This window comes from Euzebya sp. (genome assembly GCF_964222135.1).
GTDB lineage: Bacteria > Actinomycetota > Nitriliruptoria > Euzebyales > Euzebyaceae > Euzebya.
Map to the genome: position 1 here is coordinate 91,322 of NZ_CAXQBR010000045.1, position 19,833 is coordinate 111,154.

Annotated in this window: 17 protein-coding genes; 15 read left to right on the top strand and 2 right to left on the bottom strand. The window is 73.8% G+C overall.

Annotated features, from left to right (window positions below):
* Positions 1–125 precede the first annotated feature (125 nt).
* From ACEQ2X_RS10540 to ACEQ2X_RS10605, 14 genes are all read left to right on the top strand, one after another.
* Complete coding sequence (locus ACEQ2X_RS10540; protein ID WP_370325773.1) at positions 126–1,073, top strand: DUF58 domain-containing protein; 948 nt, start codon at positions 126–128, stop codon at positions 1,071–1,073.
* Positions 1,074–1,075: 2 nt separating this feature from the next.
* Entirely contained in the window at positions 1,076–2,035 is a 960-nt protein-coding gene (locus ACEQ2X_RS10545; protein ID WP_370325774.1) for a VWA domain-containing protein, read from the top strand.
* 65 nt (positions 2,036–2,100) lie between these two features.
* A complete protein-coding gene (gatC, locus tag ACEQ2X_RS10550; protein WP_370325775.1) occupies positions 2,101–2,400 on the top strand; it encodes an Asp-tRNA(Asn)/Glu-tRNA(Gln) amidotransferase subunit GatC in 300 nt (99 codons plus the stop codon).
* A 38-nt stretch (positions 2,401–2,438) separates the two neighbouring features.
* Entirely contained in the window at positions 2,439–3,920 is a 1,482-nt protein-coding gene (gene gatA / locus ACEQ2X_RS10555; RefSeq protein WP_370325812.1) for an Asp-tRNA(Asn)/Glu-tRNA(Gln) amidotransferase subunit GatA, read from the top strand.
* Positions 3,917–5,356 (top strand): Asp-tRNA(Asn)/Glu-tRNA(Gln) amidotransferase subunit GatB, encoded by a 1,440-nt coding sequence (gatB, locus tag ACEQ2X_RS10560; RefSeq protein WP_370325776.1) that lies wholly within the window; start codon positions 3,917–3,919, stop codon positions 5,354–5,356. The genes gatA and gatB overlap by 4 nt, the downstream gene beginning before the upstream one ends.
* 169 nt (positions 5,357–5,525) lie before the next feature.
* Positions 5,526–6,632, top strand: coding sequence for a polyprenyl synthetase family protein (locus ACEQ2X_RS10565; protein WP_370325777.1), 1,107 nt, complete (start codon positions 5,526–5,528; stop codon positions 6,630–6,632).
* Position 6,633: 1 nt separating this feature from the next.
* Positions 6,634–8,130 carry a phytoene desaturase family protein gene (locus tag ACEQ2X_RS10570; RefSeq protein WP_370325778.1) on the top strand — a complete coding sequence of 499 codons (1,497 nt, stop codon included), beginning with the start codon at positions 6,634–6,636 and terminating at the stop codon, positions 8,128–8,130.
* Entirely contained in the window at positions 8,127–9,107 is a 981-nt protein-coding gene (locus ACEQ2X_RS10575) for a phytoene/squalene synthase family protein (RefSeq protein ID WP_370325779.1), read from the top strand. Before ACEQ2X_RS10570 ends, ACEQ2X_RS10575 begins: the two co-directional genes overlap by 4 nt.
* Before the next feature lie 2 nt (positions 9,108–9,109).
* Complete coding sequence (gene fni, locus ACEQ2X_RS10580) at positions 9,110–10,135, top strand: type 2 isopentenyl-diphosphate Delta-isomerase (protein WP_370325780.1); 1,026 nt, start codon at positions 9,110–9,112, stop codon at positions 10,133–10,135.
* A 183-nt stretch (positions 10,136–10,318) separates the two neighbouring features.
* On the top strand, positions 10,319–11,476 hold the full coding sequence (locus tag ACEQ2X_RS10585; RefSeq protein ID WP_370325781.1) for a glycoside hydrolase family 3 N-terminal domain-containing protein: 1,158 nt from the start codon (positions 10,319–10,321) through the stop codon (positions 11,474–11,476).
* A gap of 421 nt (positions 11,477–11,897) precedes the next feature.
* On the top strand, positions 11,898–13,799 hold the full coding sequence (locus tag ACEQ2X_RS10590; protein ID WP_370325782.1) for an acetolactate synthase large subunit: 1,902 nt from the start codon (positions 11,898–11,900) through the stop codon (positions 13,797–13,799).
* Positions 13,800–13,840: 41 nt separating this feature from the next.
* Positions 13,841–14,365 (top strand): acetolactate synthase small subunit, encoded by a 525-nt coding sequence (gene ilvN / locus ACEQ2X_RS10595; protein WP_370325783.1) that lies wholly within the window; start codon positions 13,841–13,843, stop codon positions 14,363–14,365.
* Between the two features lie 106 nt (positions 14,366–14,471).
* Positions 14,472–15,464: a ketol-acid reductoisomerase gene (gene ilvC / locus ACEQ2X_RS10600; RefSeq protein WP_370325784.1), complete on the top strand. Its 993-nt coding sequence runs from the start codon at positions 14,472–14,474 to the stop codon at positions 15,462–15,464.
* Positions 15,465–15,568: 104 nt separating this feature from the next.
* Positions 15,569–16,327: a DUF3592 domain-containing protein gene (locus ACEQ2X_RS10605; protein ID WP_370325785.1), complete on the top strand. Its 759-nt coding sequence runs from the start codon at positions 15,569–15,571 to the stop codon at positions 16,325–16,327.
* 24 nt (positions 16,328–16,351) lie between these two features.
* Here ACEQ2X_RS10605 and ACEQ2X_RS10610 read toward each other — a convergent pair whose 3' ends face one another.
* A complete protein-coding gene (locus ACEQ2X_RS10610) occupies positions 16,352–16,900 on the bottom strand; it encodes a CGNR zinc finger domain-containing protein (protein ID WP_370325786.1) in 549 nt (182 codons plus the stop codon).
* A gap of 86 nt (positions 16,901–16,986) precedes the next feature.
* On the opposite strand from ACEQ2X_RS10610, the gene ACEQ2X_RS10615 reads away from it, so the two are divergent.
* Entirely contained in the window at positions 16,987–17,124 is a 138-nt protein-coding gene (locus ACEQ2X_RS10615) for a hypothetical protein (RefSeq protein WP_370325787.1), read from the top strand.
* A 43-nt stretch (positions 17,125–17,167) separates the two neighbouring features.
* Here the strand turns inward: ACEQ2X_RS10615 and ACEQ2X_RS10620 are convergent, their stop codons facing one another.
* Positions 17,168–19,798, bottom strand: coding sequence for an EAL domain-containing protein (locus ACEQ2X_RS10620; protein ID WP_370325788.1), 2,631 nt, complete (start codon positions 19,796–19,798; stop codon positions 17,168–17,170).
* Positions 19,799–19,833: the final 35 nt, after the last annotated feature.

Genomic DNA, 19,833 nt, shown 5'->3' on the forward strand with positions numbered 1-19,833 from the left:
GAGTTCCAGGGCCAGCGCGACGCCGCCCGAGGGGTGGACCGACCCGCAGCGGACCGCGAGCCGCCGGAGGCCGCGAGCGGTGCGGACGACGCCGACGGCTCCGGCGGCCCGCTCGCGCCGCCCCCATGAGCCAGCCGGCGACCACCCCCGCGGGCCGGGCCCCGCGGCTGGACGCGTTCGGCCGTCTGGAGCTCGCCATCCAGCGCCGGCTCGAGGGGCGCCTCCACGGCGACCACCTCGGCCTCCTGCCGGGGCACGGCAGCGAGCTCGGCGAGGCGCGGCGCTACCGGCCCGGGGACGACGTCCGGCGCATCGACTGGGCGGTGACCGCCAGGACGACCGCCACCCACGTGCGGGACACCATCGCCGACCACGAGCTGACCACGATCGGGGTGCTCGACCTCTCAGGCTCGATCCACTTCGGCACCGGCCGGCGGATCAAGCGCGACGTCGCGATCGAGGTGCTCGGCGGCCTCGGGTTCGTCACCGCCCACGGCGTCAACCGGTTCGGGGCGCTGGCCCTGCACCCGGCGGGGGAGCGCTGGTACCCGCCGGCGAGCGGGCGCCACCACGTGCACGCCACCCTCCGCCGCATCGCCCGCCTGCCCCGTGCGAACGCCGCGACCGCGGGGGAGGGGTCGGCCGAGGTCGACCTCGCCCGCGGCCTCGCCCGCGCCGGACGTCTGGCCCGCCGCCGCGGGTTCGTGGTGGTGATCAGCGACTTCATGGGCACGCCGGCCTGGAGCCGCCGGCTGCGGGCTCTCGTCGAGCGCCACGACGTCATGGCCGTCGAGGTCGTCGACCCCCGCGAGCTGACGCTCCCGGACGTCGGCTACCTGACCGTCGCGGACCCCGAGACGGGTCGCCGGCGGGTCGTCGACACCGGAGACGCCCGCCTGCGCGAGCGCTACGCCCGCGCGGCCGCCGCCCAGCGCGCCGCCGTCGCCGCGGACATACGCCGCGCCGGCGCGGACCACCTGCAGGTCCGGACCGACGCCGACTGGCTGGCCGACCTGCTGCGGCACATCGAGGTGCGGCGCCGGTCGCGCATGACCCGGTCGGCGAGGCGCTAGCGGTGTTCGTCGCGCCGTGGCTGCTGGGCCTGCTGGTCCTGCCCCTCGCCCTCGTCATCGCCTACGCGATCCGCCAGCGCCGGCGGAGCGCGTACGCGGTGCAGTTCACGAACCTGGACCTGCTCGACGAGATCGCGCCCGACTCCCCGGGCTGGCGCCGCCACCTGCCGGCCGCCGCCCTGGTCCTGGCCCTCACGGTCCTGGTGGTCGGCCTGGCCCGCCCGACCCGCGAGGTGGAGGTGCCGGTGGAGGCCTCGACGGTCGTCCTGGCCCTGGACGTGTCCATCTCGATGGACGCGAGCGACGTGGAGCCGCGACGGCTGGAGGCCGCCCAGCAGGCCGCCTACCGGTTCCTCGACCAGGTCCCCGACCAGGTCCGCGTCGGCCTGGTGTCCTTCGCCGAGACCGCGGTCGCCAACGTGGCGCCGACCGAGGACCGCAGCACGATCCGCTCGGCCATCGAGCGGCTCCAGCTGCGGCCCGGCACCGCGATCGGCGAGGCGATCCTCACCGCTGTCGACCTGATCCAGGCCGACCTGGCTGCCCTCCAGGCCGAGCAGACCGACCCCGAGGAGAACCCCGCGACCATCGTGGTGCTGTCCGACGGCGACACGACGGCGGGACGGCCCGACGCGGTCGGCGTGGAGGCGGCGCAGGAGGCCGACATCGCGGTGTCGACGATCAGCTTCGGCACCCGCGAGGGGATCATCGTCTTCCAGGGCCAGATCGTCCCGGTCCCCGCGAACGGCGAGGCGCTGCAGCGGATCGCCGACGAGACCGGCGGGCGGTTCTTCGACGCCGAGAGCGCCGAGGCCCTCACCGAGGTGTTCGAGACCCTCGGCGTCGCCGTCGGGGTCCGCACCGAGCAGGTCGAGGTCGTGGTCCCGTTCATGGTCGCCGCCCTGATCCTCGGGACCGCCGCGGCGGTCATGTCCCTCATCTGGTTCAGCCGGCTGCCCTGACCCCGCGCGAGCGGGTAGCGTCGGGCGCCGATCCGACCCGTCCCCGACGGAGGTCCCGCTCCACCGTGGCACTCACCGAGTCCGAAGTCCGGCACGTCGCGATGCTGGCCCAGATCGCCCTCACCGACGACGAGGTGCACGACCTCGCGCCGCAGCTGGCCGAGATCCTGACCTACGCCGAGGCGGTGTCGGAGGTCGCGGCCGCCGACGTGCCGCCGACCTCCCACCCCTACCCGCTGCGCAACGTGTTCCGCGACGACGACGAGGTCGCCGAGCCCCTCCCCCCGGCGCAGGTCGTCGCCAACGCCCCACAGGCCGAGGACGACCAGTTCCGCGTCCCGCGCATCGTGGGGGAGGGGGCGTGAGCCTCGTCACCCGCACCGCCGCCCCGCTCGCCGAGCTGATGGCCGCCGGCGAGGTCTCCGCCGTCGAGGTGACGCGGGCCCACCTCGACCGGATCGCCGAGACCGACGACCGCACCGGCGCGTGGCTCACCGTCACCGCCGACGCCGCGCTGGACGCCGCTAGGGCCGTCGACGAACGCCGGGCCGCCGGCGATGCCCTCGGCCCGCTCGCAGGGATCCCCGTCGCGGTCAAGGACGTGATGTGCACCGAGGGGGTCACGACGACCGCCGGCTCGAAGATCCTCGAGACGTTCGTCCCGCCCTACGACGCGACGGTCGTCGCCAAGGTCAAGGCCGCCGGCGGGATAGTCCTCGGCAAGACCAACATGGACGAGTTCGCGATGGGCTCGTCGACCGAGAACTCGGCGTTCGGGGACTGCCACAACCCCTGGGACCTCGGCCGGATCCCGGGCGGCTCCTCCGGCGGGTCGGCGGCCGCGGTCGCGGCGTTCCAGGCGCCGCTCGGGCTCGGCACCGACACCGGCGGGTCCATCCGGCAGCCGGCCAGCGTCACCGGCACGGTCGGGATCAAGCCGACCTACGGGCGGGCGTCGCGGTACGGGCTGATCGCCTTCGCCTCGTCCCTCGACCAGGCCGGCACCTTCGGCCGCACCGTCCGCGACGCCGCCGCCGGCCTCGAGGTGATCTGCGGCCACGACCCACGGGACTCCACCTCGATCCCCGATCCGGTCGGCTCCTACGTCGACGCCCTCGACGGCGGCGTGGAGGGCCTGCGGGTCGGCGTGGTCACCGACTTCATGGCCGAGGGCGCCGAGCCCGGCGTCGTCGCCGCGGTCCGGGCGGCGATCGACCGGCTGGACGCGCTCGGGGCCGAGGTCGTGGAGGTGTCCCTCCCCCACGCCTCCTACGGGCTGCCGGCCTACTACCTGATCGCCCCGTCGGAGGCGTCGGCGAACCTCAGCCGCTACGACGGGGTGCGCTACGGCCTGCGCGTCGACGCCGACACCACCGCAGAGATGATGGCCGCCACGCGCGCCGCCGGGTTCGGACCGGAGGTCAAGCGCCGCGTCATGATCGGCACCTACGCGCTGTCCGCAGGCTACTACGACGCCTACTACGGGCAGGCCCAGAAGGTCCGCACGCTGATCATCCGGGACTTCGAGGCCGCGTTCGCGACGGCCGACGTCCTGGTCGGTCCGACGTGTCCCACCACCGCGTTCCCGCTCGGCGCGAAGACCGCCGACCCGCTCGCGATGTACCTGAACGACGTCTACGCGGTGCCGGCCAGCCTGGCCGGGATGCCCGCGATGAGCCTGCCGGTGGGCCTTGACGACGCGTCGCCGGAGGCGGCAGGACGACACGGCCTGCCGGTCGGGCTGCAGCTGGTCGCCCCCCTCCTCGGCGAGGCGCGCATGCTGCGCGCCGCCGCCGCGCTCGAGGCCGACCTCGACCTGGACCTGACCCCGCGCGGTCCGAACGCGCTGCCGGCCCCGACCGCTGAGGAGGTGACGCCCCGATGAGCGACTGGGAGGCCGTGATCGGGCTCGAGGTCCACGTCGAGCTCGCCACGAAGACCAAGATGTTCTCGGCGTGCCCCAACGCGTTCGGCGGGGACCCCAACACGCGGGTGACCGCGGTCGACCTCGGCCTGCCCGGCACGCTGCCCGTGGTCAACGGCCGCGCGGTGGAGTACGCGATCCGCCTGGGCCTGGCGCTCGACTGCGACATCGCCCCGTCCAGCCAGTTCCACCGGAAGAACTACTTCTACCCGGACATGCCGAAGAACTACCAGATCAGCCAGTACGACGTGCCGATCTGCGCCGACGGGCACCTGGACGTCACCCTCGCAGACGGCACCACCACCCGCGTCGGCATCACCCGGGTGCACATGGAGGAGGACACCGGCAAGTCCACGCACGTCGGTGGATCCGGTCGCATCCACGGGGCCGAGCACTCCCTCGTCGACTACAACCGCGCGGGGGTGCCGCTGCTCGAGTGCGTCTCCGAGCCGGACATCCGCAGCCCGGAGGAGGCCCAGGCCTACCTGACCGAGCTGCGGGCGATCGTCCTCGCCCTCGGCATCTCCGACGCGAAGCTCGAGGAGGGGTCGATGCGGTGCGACGCGAACGTCAGCGTCCACCGGGCCGGGACCCCCTACGGCACCCGTGCGGAGATCAAGAACATGAACTCCGTCCGCTCCCTCGGTCGGGCGATCAGCTACGAGATCACCCGCCAGATCGACGTGCTCGAGGCCGGCGGCGAGGTCGTCCAGGAGACCCGCCACTGGGACGAGGACGCCGGGGTCACCTCGACGCTCCGCCGCAAGGAGACCCTCGAGGACTACCGCTACTTCCCCGACCCCGACCTGGTCGAGGTGGCGCCCGACCCGTCGTGGGTGGAGGAGATCCGGGCGTCCCTGCCCGAGCTGCCCGCACAGACCCGCGCCCGGCTGGTGGCCGAGGTCGGGTTGTCGGCCGCCGACGCCACCGTGCTGCACGACGCCGGCCTGGTCCCGCTGCTCGACGCCACGGTCGCCGAGGGCGGGGACGCCGTGGAGGCCGCCAAGTGGCTCGCGAACGAGGTCGCCGGCTGGCAGAACGAGACCGGGCGGACCGCGGTCGAGGCCATCTCCGGCGCGCACCTGGCCCAGCTGCTCACGCTCATCGCCGACGGCACCCTCGCCAAGGGCGGAGCGCGGAGGGTCCTCGCCGACGTCCTCGACGGCAAGGGCACCCCGGCCGAGCTGGCGGAGGGGCACGCCCAGATCTCCGACACCTCCGAGATCGAGCGGATCGTCGACCAGGTCATCGCCGAGCAGGCCGACGCCGCCCAGAAGGTGCGGGAGGGGAACGCCAAGGCGATCGGCGCCCTCGTCGGGGGTGTGATGCGCGCCTCGGGCGGGAAGGCCAACCCCGGCGTCGTCAACCGGCTCCTCGCCGAGAAGCTGTCGAGCTGACCGCCCCCCCGGACGCCACGATCGTGCCGACCCCAACGGTTTTAGCAGACGTTCGTCCTGTCCTCTTCGTGGGGAGCCTGGGACCATGTCGACACCGCTTGCAGACCGGACCGCCCCCGCCGGTCCCGACGTCATCCACCTGACCAGCCCCCACCTTGGATTCCGATCGATGACCCCGACCGCACGGACCGACGGCGCCACCGATCTGGCGGAGCCGTCCGGCGGTGCGGTCCTGGGTGAGGTGGCGAGCCGCGTCGACGCGGTGCTCGAGTCGTTCCTCGCGGGTCGGGCGGCGGACCTCGCGGCGCTCGACGATGCCCTGGTCCCGGTCGCCGACTCGGTGACCGCCCTCGTCCGCGCGGGGGGCAAGCGGCTCCGCCCCGCGTTCGTCTGGTGGGGGTACCGCGCGGCGACCGCCGACCTCGACGAAGAGGTGCTGAAGCCCGCCGGGGCGGTGGAGCTCCTCCACACCTTCGCCCTCATCCACGACGACATCATGGACCGGTCGGCGACCCGGCGTGGCCTCCCCGCCGTGCACGCGGCGCTGGCCGACCACCACCGGAGGGCCGGGCTGACGGGCGACCCGGACTGGTTCGGCATCGGCGGCGGGATCCTCGCCGGCGACATCGTGTTCGTGTGGGCCGACGAGCTGTTCGAGGACGCCCGGCTCGACGACGCGGCGAAGACGCGCGCCCGGCGGGTGTTCGGGACCCTCCGGACCGAGGTCATGGCGGGCCAGTACCTCGACCTGCGCCTGTCCGGGCTGCCGACGGCGACCGACGAGGACTCCCTCCGCGTGTCGCTGCTCAAGTCGGGCCGCTACACGGTGACGCGCCCCCTCCAGATGGGTGCGGCGCTGGGACGCCCCGATCCCGAGCTCGTCGAGCGGCTGTCCGCCTTCGGCGACGCGATCGGGGTGGCGTTCCAGCTGCGCGACGACGGGCTGGGTCTGATGGGCGACCCCGACACGACCGGCAAGGGCGCCCTCGAGGACGTCCGGGAGGGCAAGCGCACCCTCCTGGTCCTGCGCGCGCGGGAGCTCGCCGGCGCAGCTGGCCGTCGCCGCCTCGACGCCGTCCTCGGCGACCCGGCGGCGACCGCCGACGACGTCGACGCCATCCGCGAGCTCGTCGAGGGGACGGGGGCGCTGGACGAGGTCGAGCGGCGCGTGTCCGCGCTGCGAGCCGATGCCGAGGCGGCGCTGGTCGGGATCGACGGCCCTGCGCGCAGCGCGCTGCTCGAGCTGGCCGCCGAGGCGATCGACCGGAGTGCCTGACGTGACGGATCGCACGGGCGGGGGACGGGTCGTCGTGGTGGGTGCCGGACTCGGCGGACTGGCCACCGCCATCCGCCTGGCCGCGGACGGGCGGGCGGTCACCGTCGTCGAGCGCGAGGCCATCCCCGGCGGTCGGGCGGGGCGGATCACCGACGCCGGGTTCGCCTTCGACACCGGCCCGAGCGTGCTGACCATGCCGGCGCTGGTCGCCGAGCTGTTCGCCCTGCACGGTGAGGACCTGGCCGACCACCTCGAGGTGGAGCGGCTCGACCCCGCCTACCGGGCGGTGTTCCACGACGGGTCGGTGGTGCGGATCCGCGGGTCGGTCGAGGCCATGCGGGAGGAGGTGCGGGCGGTCATCGGCGCGGCCGAGGCCGACCGGTTCACCCGCTTCGCCGCCCACCTCGAGCGGCTGTACCACGCCGAGTACGACACGTTCATCGACGCGAACTTCGACTCGCCCCTCGACCTGGTCCGCCCCGCCAAGTTGGCCGAGCTGATCCGCCTCGGCGGGTTCCGCCGGGTCCACCACCTGGTCGCCAGCCACCTGACCGACTGGCGGCTCCAGCGGCTGTTCACGTTCCAGTCGATGTACGCGGGCATGAGCCCGTACGAGGCGCTCGGCGTCTACGCCGTGATCGCGTACATGGACGCCGTCGCCGGCGTGTTCAGCGCGAAGGGGGGCGTCCACGCGGTGAGCACCGCCCTGGCGGACCTCGCGGCACGCCACGGCGTGGAGCTGCGCTACGGCGCGGAGGTCGCCCGCGTCACGGGCCGCGGGCGGCGGGCGACCGGTGTGGAGCTGGTCGACGGCACCCGCTTCGACGCCGACGTCGTGGTCCTCAACCCCGACCTGCCGGTCGCCTACGACGAGCTGCTGCCCGCCTGGGCCACGCCGCGGCGGGTCCGCCGGCTGCGGTACTCGCCGTCCTGCGTCGTGGTCCACCTGGGCCTCGACCGGCGCCTGCTCGACGCCGCCCACCACAACATCCACTTCGCCGAGGACTACCAGGCGTCGTTCGACGACATCCTCGCCGGGCGGATGCAGCGGGACCCGTCGTGGTTCCTGACCGTCCCGACCGCGAGCGACCCCGACCTGGCGCCCCCCGGCGGCGAGGTCGGCTTCGTGCTGGTCCCCGCCCCCAACCTGTGTGGCGCGCCGATCGACTGGCGGACCCAGGCACCCCGGGAGGCGGCCGCGGCGATCCGCCGGATGGAGGACGCGAAGTACGGGCCGGTGTCCGAGTCCGTCGTCACGAGCCGGGTCGTCACCCCGCAGGACTGGGCGGACCAGGGCATGGCGGCGGGCACCCCGTTCGCGGCCAGCCACCACTTCCGCCAGACCGGTCCGTTCCGCCCCGCCAACGTCGCGCCGACGGTCGACGGCGTGGTCTTCGTCGGGTCGTCCACGACCCCCGGCGTGGGCGTGCCGATGGTGCTCGTGTCCGGCCGCCTGGCCGCGGAGCGGGTCGCCCAGCAACTCGAGGACAGGCGGTGAGCGCGCCGACGGTCATCGGACAGGGCGGTGGGCCGGCGGTCGCGGGCGGGTACGCCCACCCCTCCCCCTCGACTGCCATCGTCGACGCGGTCCTCGGCGGCCGCGACGGGCGGGTGGTCGACCTCGCGACCTCGTACGAGATCTGCCGGCGGATCAACGCCGCCCACGGCCGGACGTACTACGCGGCGACGCGGCTGCTGCCCCCCGACAAGCGGCCGCACGTCCACGCCCTGTACGCCTTCGCCCGCTACGCCGACGACCTGGTCGACCACCTCGACCTGGCCTGGACGCCGGCCGAGCGCCGCCGGGCGCTCGAGTCCTGGAGCGACGCGTTCCTCGCCGACCTCCGGGCCGGGCGGTCGGACGACCCGGTCGGCAAGGCGGTCGTGCACACGATGCAGGTGATGGCGGTCGACCACGCCGACGTCGAGGCGTTCCTCCGCTCGATGGCGATGGACCTGACCGTGACCCGGTACGAGACCTACGACGACCTGGCCGTCTACGTCCACGGATCGGCCGCGGTGATCGGCACGATGACCCTGCCGGTCCTCGAGCCGCTGACCCCCGAGGCCCGCCGGCCGGCCATGCAGCTCGGCATCGCCTTCCAGCTGACCAACTTCATCCGCGACGTCGCCGAGGACCACGCCCGCGGCCGCATCTACCTGCCGCTCGAGGACCTGGATCGCTTCGGGGTGACCGAGGCGCACCTCCGGAGCCGGCAGGTCGGCCCGGAGCTGCGCCGCCTGCTCGCCTTCGAGATCGCCCGCACCCGCGCGCTGTACCGCAGGGCCGAGGACGGCTGGGCGATGCTGCCGCCCGCGAGCGCGCGGTGCATCAGGACCGCCCACCGGCTCTACGCCGGGATCCTCGACCGCGTCGAGGCGAGCGACTACCAGGTCTTCCGGGACCGGGCGGTCGTGCCGACGTGGCAGAAGGCGACCGTCGTGGCCCACGAGCTGCTGCGCCCGGCTGGCTGAGGGTGGACGACGCCACCGCGCGCCGGAAGGCCGACCACCTGCGGGTCGCCCTCGACGAGGACGTCGGCCACATCGGCATCACCACCGGGTTGGAGCGGCTGCGCCTGAACGCCCGGGCCCTGCCGGGACGGGCGCTCGACGAGGTGTCCACCGCGGTGACCGCGTTCGGGCGGGAGCTCGCCGCGCCGCTGCTGGTCAGCTGCATGACCGGCGGGACCAGCGAGGCCGGTCGGGTGAACGTCGCGCTCGCGACCGCCGCGCAGCGGCACCACGTCGCGGTGGGCCTGGGCTCGGGGCGGATCCTGCTCGAGGGCGGGGACGCGGGCTCCTTCGCGGTCCGGGAGGTCGCGCCGGACGTGCCGCTGCTCGCGAACCTCGGCGCGGTCCAGCTGGCCGAGGTCGGCGTCGACGGGTGCGTCGAGCTGGTCGACCGCACCGGCGCCGACGTGCTGGTCCTGCACCTCAACCCGGTCCAGGAGGCGGTGCAACCCGGCGGCGACACCGACTTCGGCGGCGTGGCCGAGCGGATCGCCGAGGTGGTCGCCGGCGTCGGCGTGCCGGTGGTCGCGAAGGAGGTCGGGTTCGGGCTGGCGCCGGCGGACGTCGCAGAGCTGCTCGCGGCCGGTGTGGCCGGGATCGACGTGGCCGGCGCGGGCGGGACGAACTGGGCCACGGTCGAGGGCCACCGCGACGACCGGGCCGGTCGGGTCGCCTCGGCCTTCGCCGGGTGGGGGTGGTCCACCGTCGAGTCGCTGCGCGCCGCCGTGGCCGCTCGGACCGCGGGCCGCCCGCTGACCGTGATCGCCTCGGGAGGCCTGGCCGACGGCGTCGACGCGGTGAAGTGCCTCGCCCTGGGCGCGGACCTGGCCGGGTTCGGCCGCCGGCTGCTGCCCGCCGCGGCGGAGGGACCCGAACCCGCGGCGGAGGCCCTCGGCGTCCTCGTCGACCAGCTCCGCATCGCGACCTGGGCCGTGGGAACGGAGTCGGTGACCGAGCTCCACCCGTCCGTCCTGCGGGAGGTCGAGTAGCACCGGTCTGCTGAACCCAGATCTGGGTTCTGGTGACGCCGGCGGAGCTGCGGCCCAGATCTGGGAGTTCGTGGGCCGGAGCGTGACCTTGGATCTGAGCTTCGGTGCCGCCGGCGGAGCTGCGGCCCAGATCTGGGAGTTCGTGGGTGAGAGCTCACCGGCACGGCGACCTACGGTGGCCGGGTGCCGTCTCGCCGCCGTCCTGCCGCAGTCCTGGGGGTGCTGGCCGTCCTCTGCGTGACGCTGGCCACCCCCGCTCCCGCCACCTCCCCCGCCCCCGCCGCCGGCTGCGCGCGGCTCTCGGACGCCCGGCTCGTCGCCCAGCTGATCGGGGCGCCGGTGCGGACCACGACGGCGACGCCCGAGGTGCGGGCGATGGTCGCCGACCACGCCGGGACCGCGGTGCTGTTCGGCGCGGCGATCGAGTCCGCGGACCAGGTGCGGGCGCTGGTGCAGGACCTCGACGAGGCCGCGCCCGACGGGGTGGCGCCGCTGGTCGCCGTCGACGAGGAGGGTGGACGGGTCGCCCGGTTCGGCCGTGCCGGCGTGACCGCGCACCTCCCGTCCGCCCGCGACCAGGCCGCGACGCAGACCCCCGAGCAGGTCCGGGCGGCTGCCGCCGGCCTGGCCCAGCAGCTCGCGTCGATGGGGGTCGACCTGAACCTCGCGCCGGTCGCGGACCTGTCGGACGACCCGGCCACGACGATCGTGGGCGACCGGTCCTTCTCCGCCGACCCCGCGACCGCCGGCGCCTACGTGCGCGCGTTCGCCGCCGGCATGGGTGACGGCGCCATCGCCACGACCGGCAAGCACCTGCCCGACCACGGGTTGACCACGACCGACACCCACACGGCCAGCGCCACCGTCGACGTCAGCGTCGAGGCCCTGGCCGCGGTCCACCTCGCGCCCTACCGCCGGGCGATCGACCACCTCGACGCGGTGATGATGAGCCACCTCGTGGTCCCCGCGATCGATCCCGACCGGCCGTTCGGGCTGAGCCCCGACGCGGTCGAGTTCGTCAGGACCCAGCTCGGGACCGACGGTCGGCCCTACGACGGCGTCGTGATGACCGACGACCTGTCGATGCAGGCCGTCGCCGCCGTCGCCGACCAGCCGACCGCCGCGCTGACGGCGATCACGGCGGGCGTGGACCTGGTCCTGGTCGGCTCGACCGGCGCCGCCGGCCCCGTCCACTCCCACCTGCTCGCCGCGCTGGAGGACGGGACCCTCCCGCGATCACGGGTGGTCGAGGCCGCCGCCCGCGTGCTGGACCTGAAGGTCGACGACCCCGCACAGGTCGCCTGCCTGGTCGGGCCGACCCACTACGCGCGCCCGCGCTGAGCGCGCAGCAACCGCCCGGCCTGGATGTGCAGCAGGGCCCTCCACGTGGCCCAAGTGCACATCGTGCAGCGGTCGGGGGCGACCGGGCGACGAAGTCCCAAAACCAGACCGACACACCGTTGCGCAGCGAGGGGGCGGGAACCCGCGCTACGCATGGTGTGTCGTGGTAGGTCTGGCTGTCTGCAGCGGTGCAGGTGAACCCCGTCTGTGGCCCTCCATCCCCGCGTTGAGCCCACGGTACCAGCCGCGACCACGGCGTCCACCACTGTCTCCGCTGGGCCATCCGGCCGGGTCCCCTCCGACGGGTTGATCTGACGCGCCCCGGCGCGCAGACTGGAGGCCGTGACGCATCGCGTGGTTGGGTACGGCACCCGGTCCTACGGCATCCTCGTAGTAGCCCGGGCGTCTGGCCCTGCCCTCGGTGTGTGACCCCGCACACACGACCACGGATCAGACGCGACCTCCCGGACCGGGAGGTCGTCGGCGTATACGGGGCGGAACCGGGATCCCTCACAGGACCCCGCCGAGGAGGATCGATCACATGGAGATGACAGGAGCGCAGGCGGTCATCACGTCCCTGGAGCGCGCCGGCGTGGAGGTCGTCTTCGGCCACCCCGGCGGGGCGATCCTGCCGGCGTACGACCCGATGCTCGGGTCGTCGATCCGCCACGTGCTGGCCCGCCACGAGCAGGGGGCGGGGCACATGGCGGAGGGGTACGCGCACGCCACCGGCCGCGTGGGCGTCTGCATCGCGACCTCCGGCCCCGGCGGGACCAACCTCGTCACGCCGCTGGCCGACGCGATGATGGACTCCGTCCCGATCGTGGCGATCACCGGGCAGGTGGCGACCTCGGCGGTGGGCGGCGACGCCTTCCAGGAGGCCGACATCACCGGCATCACCATGCCGGTCACCAAGCACAACGAGATGGTGTCGAGCCCCGACCGCATCCCGGGCGCGATCGCCGAGGCGTTCCACATCGCCTCCACCGGCCGCACGGGCCCCGTCCTGATCGACATCCCGAAGGACGTCCTGGCCGCCACCCTCACCCGGTTCGAGTGGCCCGAGCGGGTCTCCCTGCCGGGCTACAAGCCGACGGTCCGCGGCCACTCGAAGATGGTCCGCGAGGCGGCGGACGCGATCCTCGCCGCTGAGCGGCCGGTCATCTACGCCGGCGGCGGGATCATCGCCTCCGGTGCCGAGGAGGTGCTCGCGCAGTTCGCCGAGCTCCTCGAGCTGCCCGTCGTCACCACCCTGATGGCGCGCGGCGCGTTCCCCGACAGCCACGCACAGCACCTCGGCATGCCAGGCATGCACGGCCACTGGACCGCCGTCACCGCGCTGCAGCGGGCCGACCTGCTGATCGGCCTCGGCACCCGCTTCGACGACCGGGTCACCGGCAAGCTCGACGCCTTCGCGCCGCACGCCAAGGTGATCCACGTCGACGTCGACCCGGCCGAGATCGGCAAGAACAAGCTCGTCGACGTGCCGATCGTCGGGGACGTCGGGACCGTCCTCGGCCAGCTCGTCGAGGCCCTCGGCAAGCTGCTCGACGGCGGTGCGACCCAGGCCGACCTGTCGGCGTGGTGGGACACCCTGCGCGGATGGAAGGCCGATCACCCCCTCCGCCACGTCCAGGAGCCCGACGGCCCCCTCAAGCCCCAGACCGTGGTGCGCGCGATCGACGCGGCACGGGCGGAGGACTCGATCATCGTCACCGGCGTCGGCCAGCACCAGATGTGGGCCAGCCAGCTGATCACCTACGACCGGTCCCGCCAGTGGATCAACTCCGGTGGCCTCGGGACGATGGGCTTCGGCGTCCCCGCGTCGATCGGCGCGAAGGCCGGACGGCCCGATGCGCAGGTCATCCTCATCGACGGGGACGGGTCGTTCCAGATGACCCTGCAGGAGCTGGCCACCGCCTCCACCGAGGGGATCCCGGTCATCTTCACCGTCCTCAACAACGGCGTCCTCGGCATGGTCCGCCAGTGGCAGGAGCTGTTCTACGACCGCCGCTTCTCCTCGATCGACCTGGGCCAGGACGTGCCCGACCTCGTGAAGCTGGCTGAGGCGATGGGCTGTGAGGGGTTCCGCGTCTCCACCGTCGCCGAGCTCGAGCCGACGCTCGAGAAGGCCTTCGCCGTGCGGGACCGGCCCGTGGTCATCGACTTCCGGGTCGACCCCGAGGAGAAGGTGTTCCCGATGATCCCCGCCGGCCAGTCGAACGACTCGATCATCGAGTCCATGGAGGACTGGGTGGCCCGCAAGCAGGCCGCGGAACGCGGTGAGGGCGAGGACCTCACCTCCGCCGGCCCGCCGAGCTAGCGCCTGCCCGGCCAGCACCCCTCCGCAGAGGACCAGACCCCATGGCCAAGCACACCCTCAGCGTCCTGGTGGAGAACCGCCCCGGCGTCCTGGCCCGCGTCGCCGGGCTGTTCAGCCGGCGCGGGTTCAACATCGAGAGCCTCGCCGTCGGCCCGACCGAGGTCGCCGACGTGTCGCGCATGACCATCGTCGTCGACGCGGCGGCGCAGCCGCTCGAGCAGGTCACCAAGCAGCTCAACAAGCTCGTCAACGTGCTGAAGATCGTCGAGCTCGAGGAGGAGTCGTCGGTCGACCGCGAGCTGTGGCTCGTGAAGGTCGCCGCCGAGCCGGGCGTCCGCGCCCAGATCATCGAGATCGCCAACGTGTTCCGCGCCAAGATCGTCGACGTCGACCACGACTCGGTCGTGGTCGAGGCGACCGGCGCGACCGACAAGCTCGAGGCGATGCTGCGCCTGCTCAGCCCCTACGGGGTGCGCGAGCTGGTCCGCTCCGGCCTCATCGCCGTCGGCCGGGGGGCCAAGTCGATCACCGAAGGACGGGCGCTCCGCCTCGAGCGCAGCGCGTAGCGGCGCACGATCGGGGCCTGCCTCGGCTGACGCCGAGGTCCGGCGCGATCTGAGGACCCCAGCCACCCACACCACCCACCGAACCCAGCGAACAGGACCAACCGCGATGCCCACCATGTACTACGACGACGACGCGTCCCTCGACCTCCTCAGCCACAAGACCGTCGCGATCATCGGCTACGGCTCACAGGGCCACGCCCACGCCCGCAACCTCGCCGAGAGCGGCGTCTCCGTCGTCGTCGGGCTGTACGAGGGCTCGTCGAGCCGCCAGGACGCCGAGGAGGCCGGCCTGTCGGTGGCCAGCGTGGCCGACGCCGCCAAGCAGGCGGACGTCGTGATGATCCTGGTGCCCGACCAGACCCAGGCACGGCTGTACCACGACGAGATCTTCCCGGGCCTCGAGGCCGGCAACGCCCTGTTCTTCGCCCACGGCTTCAACATCCACTACCACCAGATCGAGCCGCCGCCCGACGTCGACGTCTGCATGGTCGCCCCGAAGGGCCCCGGCCACCTCGTCCGCCGCGTCTACACGGAGGGTGCGGGCGTGCCGTGCCTGTTCGCCGTCCACCAGGACGCGACCGGCAGCGCTCGCGACCTCGCCCTGGCCTACGCGAAGGGCATCGGCGGGACCCGGGCCGGCGCGATCGAGACCACCTTCGAGGAGGAGACCGAGACCGACCTCTTCGGTGAGCAGGCCGTCCTCTGCGGCGGCGCGTCGGCGCTGGTCCAGACCGGCTTCGAGGTCCTGGTCGAGGCCGGGTACCAGCCGGAGGTCGCCTACTTCGAGTGCCTGCACGAGCTCAAGCTGATCGTCGACCTGATGTACGAGGGCGGCCTCGCCGGGATGCGGTACTCGGTGTCGGAGACCGCCGAGTACGGCGACTACGTCTCCGGTCCCGTGGTGGTCGACGAGGACACCAAGGAGCGGATGCGCGGCATCCTCGGCCGGATCCAGGACGGCACGTTCGCCCGTGACTGGATCCTCGAGAACCAGGCGAACCAGGCGTCGTTCAAGGCGATGCGCCGACGGGGCGCCGAGCACCAGATCGAGCACGTCGGCCGCGAGCTGCGGTCGATGATGAGCTGGCTGCAGCGCTAGGCGACGTCACCGAAATGTCGTCGACGTGACACCGCCGGCGTGGTTGAGTGCGCAGCACCACGCCGGCTCCCGACCCCCGACAACCGGCGTGCGAGGTGGGTCCAGTGAAGACCGTCGTCGGCGTCGTCCTGAGCGCGGTGGCGGGCGCATCGTTCGCCTACGGGATCACCGAGGTGATCGACTCCGCGTCCCTCGAGCGCTGCTTCGCGGGGTGCGCGCCGCCCACGGCCGCGCTCGGGGCGATGGGCGCCGGCTTCGTGCTGTTCATCGTGTCGGCGTTCACCTGGGGACCCCGGACCTGGTTCGTGGCCCCGCCGGTCGGTCTGGTGACGGCCCTCGTCCTCGCCCTCGGCAACGGGGTGGAGCTGACCGGCTCGACGCTCGGGTGGGCGGCGTTCATCGCCCTCAGCGTCCTGGCGGGCCCCCTCCTGCTCGGCGCGTTCGTCCTGCGCGGCCGGGCGAAGGCGAAGCAGGCCGCCCACCTCGTCGCGACGGGCCAGCGGGCCGTCGCGCACGTGCAGGGGGCACGCCAGACCGGCGTCTACATCAACAACCAGCCCCAGGTCCGCGTCGACTACCTCATCCGACCCCTCGACGGCAGCGCGCCGTTCGGCCACCAGAAGGCCATGACGATCGGGTACGCGGCGATCCCCCCGCGGCCAGGGCTGCTGTGGCCGGCCTGGTACGACCCGGCTGATCCGTCGAAGGTGGCGATCGGCGCCCCGTCCGGGCAGGCGATCGACGCCCAGACCGAGGCGACGCTGCGGGAGTTCGGCATCAGCCTGGTGCAGGCGTTCGGCTACGACCCGCGTGGCGGGCAGCCCGCCGGCTGGGGCACGCCGCCGCCGATCGTGCAGGCCTGACCCCCGCGGGACCGGCCGTCGGCGTCACCCCCGCCCCTCCTCTGCCCGCTTCCGGGCGCGCCAGGCGGCCACGTTCGCGCGGTTGGCGCAGGTCTCGGAGCAGTAGCGGCGCGTGCGGCCGGGGGAGAGGTCGAGGTAGAGGTCGGCGCACCGGTCGTGGGCGCACACCCCACGGCGGTCGAGGCCGGCGTCGAGCAGCGTCGCCACCAGGCCGACGAGCGCCACGGACGTGACCCGCTCGGCGACCGCCACCCCCTCTCGGGTGAGGTGGAGGTGCCAGTGGGGCTCGCCGTCCGCCGCCGCGGCGTGGCCCGAGATCTGGGGGCTGACCGGGTGGGCGGCGAGGAGCGCGTTGAGCCGTTCGACGGCCGAGGCGTCGTCGTCGTCCGCCAGCGCCTCCCGGAGCTCGACGTGGACCGCCCGCAGGGCCACGAGGTCCGCGTCGACCAGGTCGTCGAGCCACCCGGGGAAGTGGCGGCCGACGAAGGCCCGCAGCGCATCGTCGCCCGGCTCGTCGTAGGGCTCGAGGTTCGCCAGCTCGAACCCGACGTCGCCGTAATACCCGAAATCCACTTGAAGTCCTTACTCCTAACGCGTACGGTGTAACCACCATCAGAGGCACAAGACCCTTACAGCACCATCGTACCGAGGAGCGCACCATGCAAGCCCTGTCCTACGAGATGGCCCGGCAGCGCGCAGCCGACCTCGACGCGGTCACCCGTCGCACCACCCGAAGCGGGCCCCTCCCGCGCCTCCGCGCCCGCCGGCGCCGCCGGGGGAGCGAGCCCCGGAGCTGACCCGCGTCGGTGATCCGCCGACCGGTCCGGACCCGATCCCCGGTCAGGCCGTCGCGGGGAGGGGGGTCGCGCTGGCCGGGGCCGGCAGCGGGCCGGGCCGTCCGACCAGGAAGCCCTGCGCGAGGTCGCAGCCGATCCGGGCCGCCGCGCGCATCTGCGCCTCGGTCTCGATCCCGGCCGCGACCGTCCGCACACCTCGGCTGGCCGCCACGCGGACCGCGGCCGCGGCCAGGGCTTCGTCGGCGTCGTCGCTGCCGAACCCCGCGACGACGCTCCGGTGCACCTTGACGACGTCGAGCGGCATCCCCCGCAGGTGGCTGAGGGACGCGGTGCGCACGCCGAAGTCGTCGAGGGCCAACCGGACGCCCGTCGCCGACAGCCCCCGCAGGGTCTCGACGACGTCGGGTGCCCCACCGTCCAGGACGGTCTCGCCGACCTCGAGGCAGAGGCGCTCCGGCGCCAGGTCGTGGCGGGCGAGGGTCAAGGCCACCTGCCGCATGAGGTCCGGGCGCGCCAGCGTCCGGCTCGCGAGGTTCACGTGGACCGACGGGCGCGACGGCGCCGCGGCGACCGCGCGACACGCGAGGTCGAGGACCAGCAGGTCGATCTCCGGGGTCAGGGCGGCCTCGTCCGCCAGGGGGAGGAACGACGCCGGCGTCAGGACGAGCCCGCCGTGGTGCCAGCGCACGAGCGCCTCGACGGCCTCGACCTGCCCCCCGGGGATCGTGGTGATCGGCTGGAAGACGAGGTCGAGGGTGCGGTCGGCGACGGCCACGCGCAGCGCGGACTCCGTCGCGAACTCGATGACCGCGTCCTGGTCCAGGCGCGGCTCGTACACCCGGATGGCGGACCCGCTGTCCCGCTTGGCCTCGTACATCGCCAGGTCGGCCTGGCGCAGCACGTCCTCGACGTCGGCCCCGCGATCGGGGCGGACCACGCCGATGCTCGCGCCGGTGCGGACCGGCTGCGCCCCCTCGACGACGAGCGCCGGCTGCACCGCCGCGGTGATGCGGTGGGCCAGCGCGCGGGCCTCGGCGGTCGAGGTCGCGTGGCGGCAGAGGATGACGAACTCGTCACCACCCATGCGGGCGGCGACGTCACCGTCGTGGACCGCCTCCTCCAGGTGGCGAGCGATCTCGACCAGCATGTGGTCGCCCCGGTGGTGGCCGTTGGTGTCGTTCACCAGCTTGAACCGGTCGAGGTCCATGAACAGCAGGGTGACGTCCCTGCCGCCGTCGCGGTGGTCGGCCAGCGCTGCGGCCAGGTCGACCGTCAGCCGTCGGCGGTTCGCCAGACCCGTCAGGTCGTCGCGCAGGGCCTGGCGGCTGGTCTCGGCCTCCGCGGCCTTGCGGTCGGTGATGTCGTTCATCGCCAGCACGGCACCGGCGACGCGCTGCGCGTCGCCGTGCAGCGGCTTGGCCTGCACGAGGTAGGTGCGCGGACCACCGCCGTCGTCGACCACGACCTCCTCGTCGTGCACGTCCTCCCCGCGCAGCGCCCGGAACAGCGGCATGCGCTCGAGCTCGAGGGGGTCCCCGTCCAGGTCTCTGAGCGTGTCGGCCTGCAGCCAGGCGTCGGGCGTGCCGGTGGGTGCCACGCCCCCGTTCATCTGCACCGCCGCGTCGTTCACGACGACGATCTGCCCGCGGTCGTCGCAGGCGATGATGCCCACCCCCACCGTGGCCAGCATCGTGTCGATGAACATCGCGTAGCGGTCGCGGTCCCGGCGGACGGAGTCGGCGTCGGACACCAGCCGCCGGCGGCTCTGCTGGACCACCGCGACCGCCAGCGCCGCCGACAGGGCGAGGAGCCCGCAGATCACCAGCGCGGCCCCTCCCACGAACGGGGTCGGTGCGTGGTCGACGATCTGCCAGGTGCGCCCCATCGCCTCCAAGGTGGCGGTCCGCTGCAGGTGCCCCTCCGGCACCGCCTCGCCGATCACCGGCAGGTTGTGGTCGGTGATGGTCAGCGCCGCCTCGCCGTCGCTGGCTGCCACGACCTGGTCGACGGCGACGCGCGTGCCGATCCACCCCAGGCCCTCGCCGCTGCGGCTGATGATCGGCCCGTAGATGTTGACGACGCGGGCGCCGTCGACGATGCCCCGGACCGGCGGGGTCATCATCACCTCGTCGAGGCGCAGGGACTCCTCGAGCACCGTCGCCCGCTCCGGGTCGACGTCCAGCCGGGCGCCGTGCGCCCCCACGTCGGCCGACTGGGCCCAGATGATCGCCTGGTGGACCCGGAACGGACCGTCCTGCACCTCGAAGCGGGGCCGGCCCATCTGCCGGCGGAACTCGTAGGACTCGACCTGGTCCTCGCGGACGCGGGCGATGTAGGTGAGGCCGTGGGGGAGGTCGTCGTACCGCTCGTCCGCCCCGACCGAGCGCATGTACCGCTGCAGCTCGGTGTCGGTGACCATCGCCGGGTCGTGGCGGGTCTGGGAGTAGTGCGCTGCCGCGCCGGCGACCAGGCTGCCGAACCGCTCGATGCGCGCCTCGGTCACACCGACCTGCTCGGCCAGGTCGCGGTCGAGCATCGCCTCACGGTCGCGCACGGCGATGCGGTGGGCGGCCAGCAGCGAGAGCACCCCGACGAGGAGGAAGACCACGAGGGGCGCGGCGAGTCGCCGGAGCGCCGGGAGGGCTCCGCGATCACGATCTGGCGTGACGGCCATCACGGCTCTGATCGGCAGGTTCGACGCCGGGTGAA

What these genes read in the sequence shown, in the direction of transcription:
- ACEQ2X_RS10540 (WP_370325773.1), top strand. Translation starts at nt 126, where the DNA reads ATGAGCCAGCCGGCGACCACCCCCGCGGGCCGGGCCCCGCGGCTGGAC.
- gatA (WP_370325812.1), top strand. Translation starts at nt 2,439, where the DNA reads ATGGCCGCCGGCGAGGTCTCCGCCGTCGAGGTGACGCGGGCCCACCTC.
- gatB (WP_370325776.1), top strand. Translation starts at nt 3,917, where the DNA reads ATGAGCGACTGGGAGGCCGTGATCGGGCTCGAGGTCCACGTCGAGCTC.
- ACEQ2X_RS10565 (WP_370325777.1), top strand. Translation starts at nt 5,526, where the DNA reads ATGACCCCGACCGCACGGACCGACGGCGCCACCGATCTGGCGGAGCCG.
- ilvN (WP_370325783.1), top strand. Translation starts at nt 13,841, where the DNA reads ATGGCCAAGCACACCCTCAGCGTCCTGGTGGAGAACCGCCCCGGCGTC.
- ilvC (WP_370325784.1), top strand. Translation starts at nt 14,472, where the DNA reads ATGCCCACCATGTACTACGACGACGACGCGTCCCTCGACCTCCTCAGC.
- ACEQ2X_RS10615 (WP_370325787.1), top strand. Translation starts at nt 16,987, where the DNA reads ATGCAAGCCCTGTCCTACGAGATGGCCCGGCAGCGCGCAGCCGACCTC.
- ACEQ2X_RS10620 (WP_370325788.1), bottom strand. Translation starts at nt 19,798, where the DNA reads ATGGCCGTCACGCCAGATCGTGATCGCGGAGCCCTCCCGGCGCTCCGG.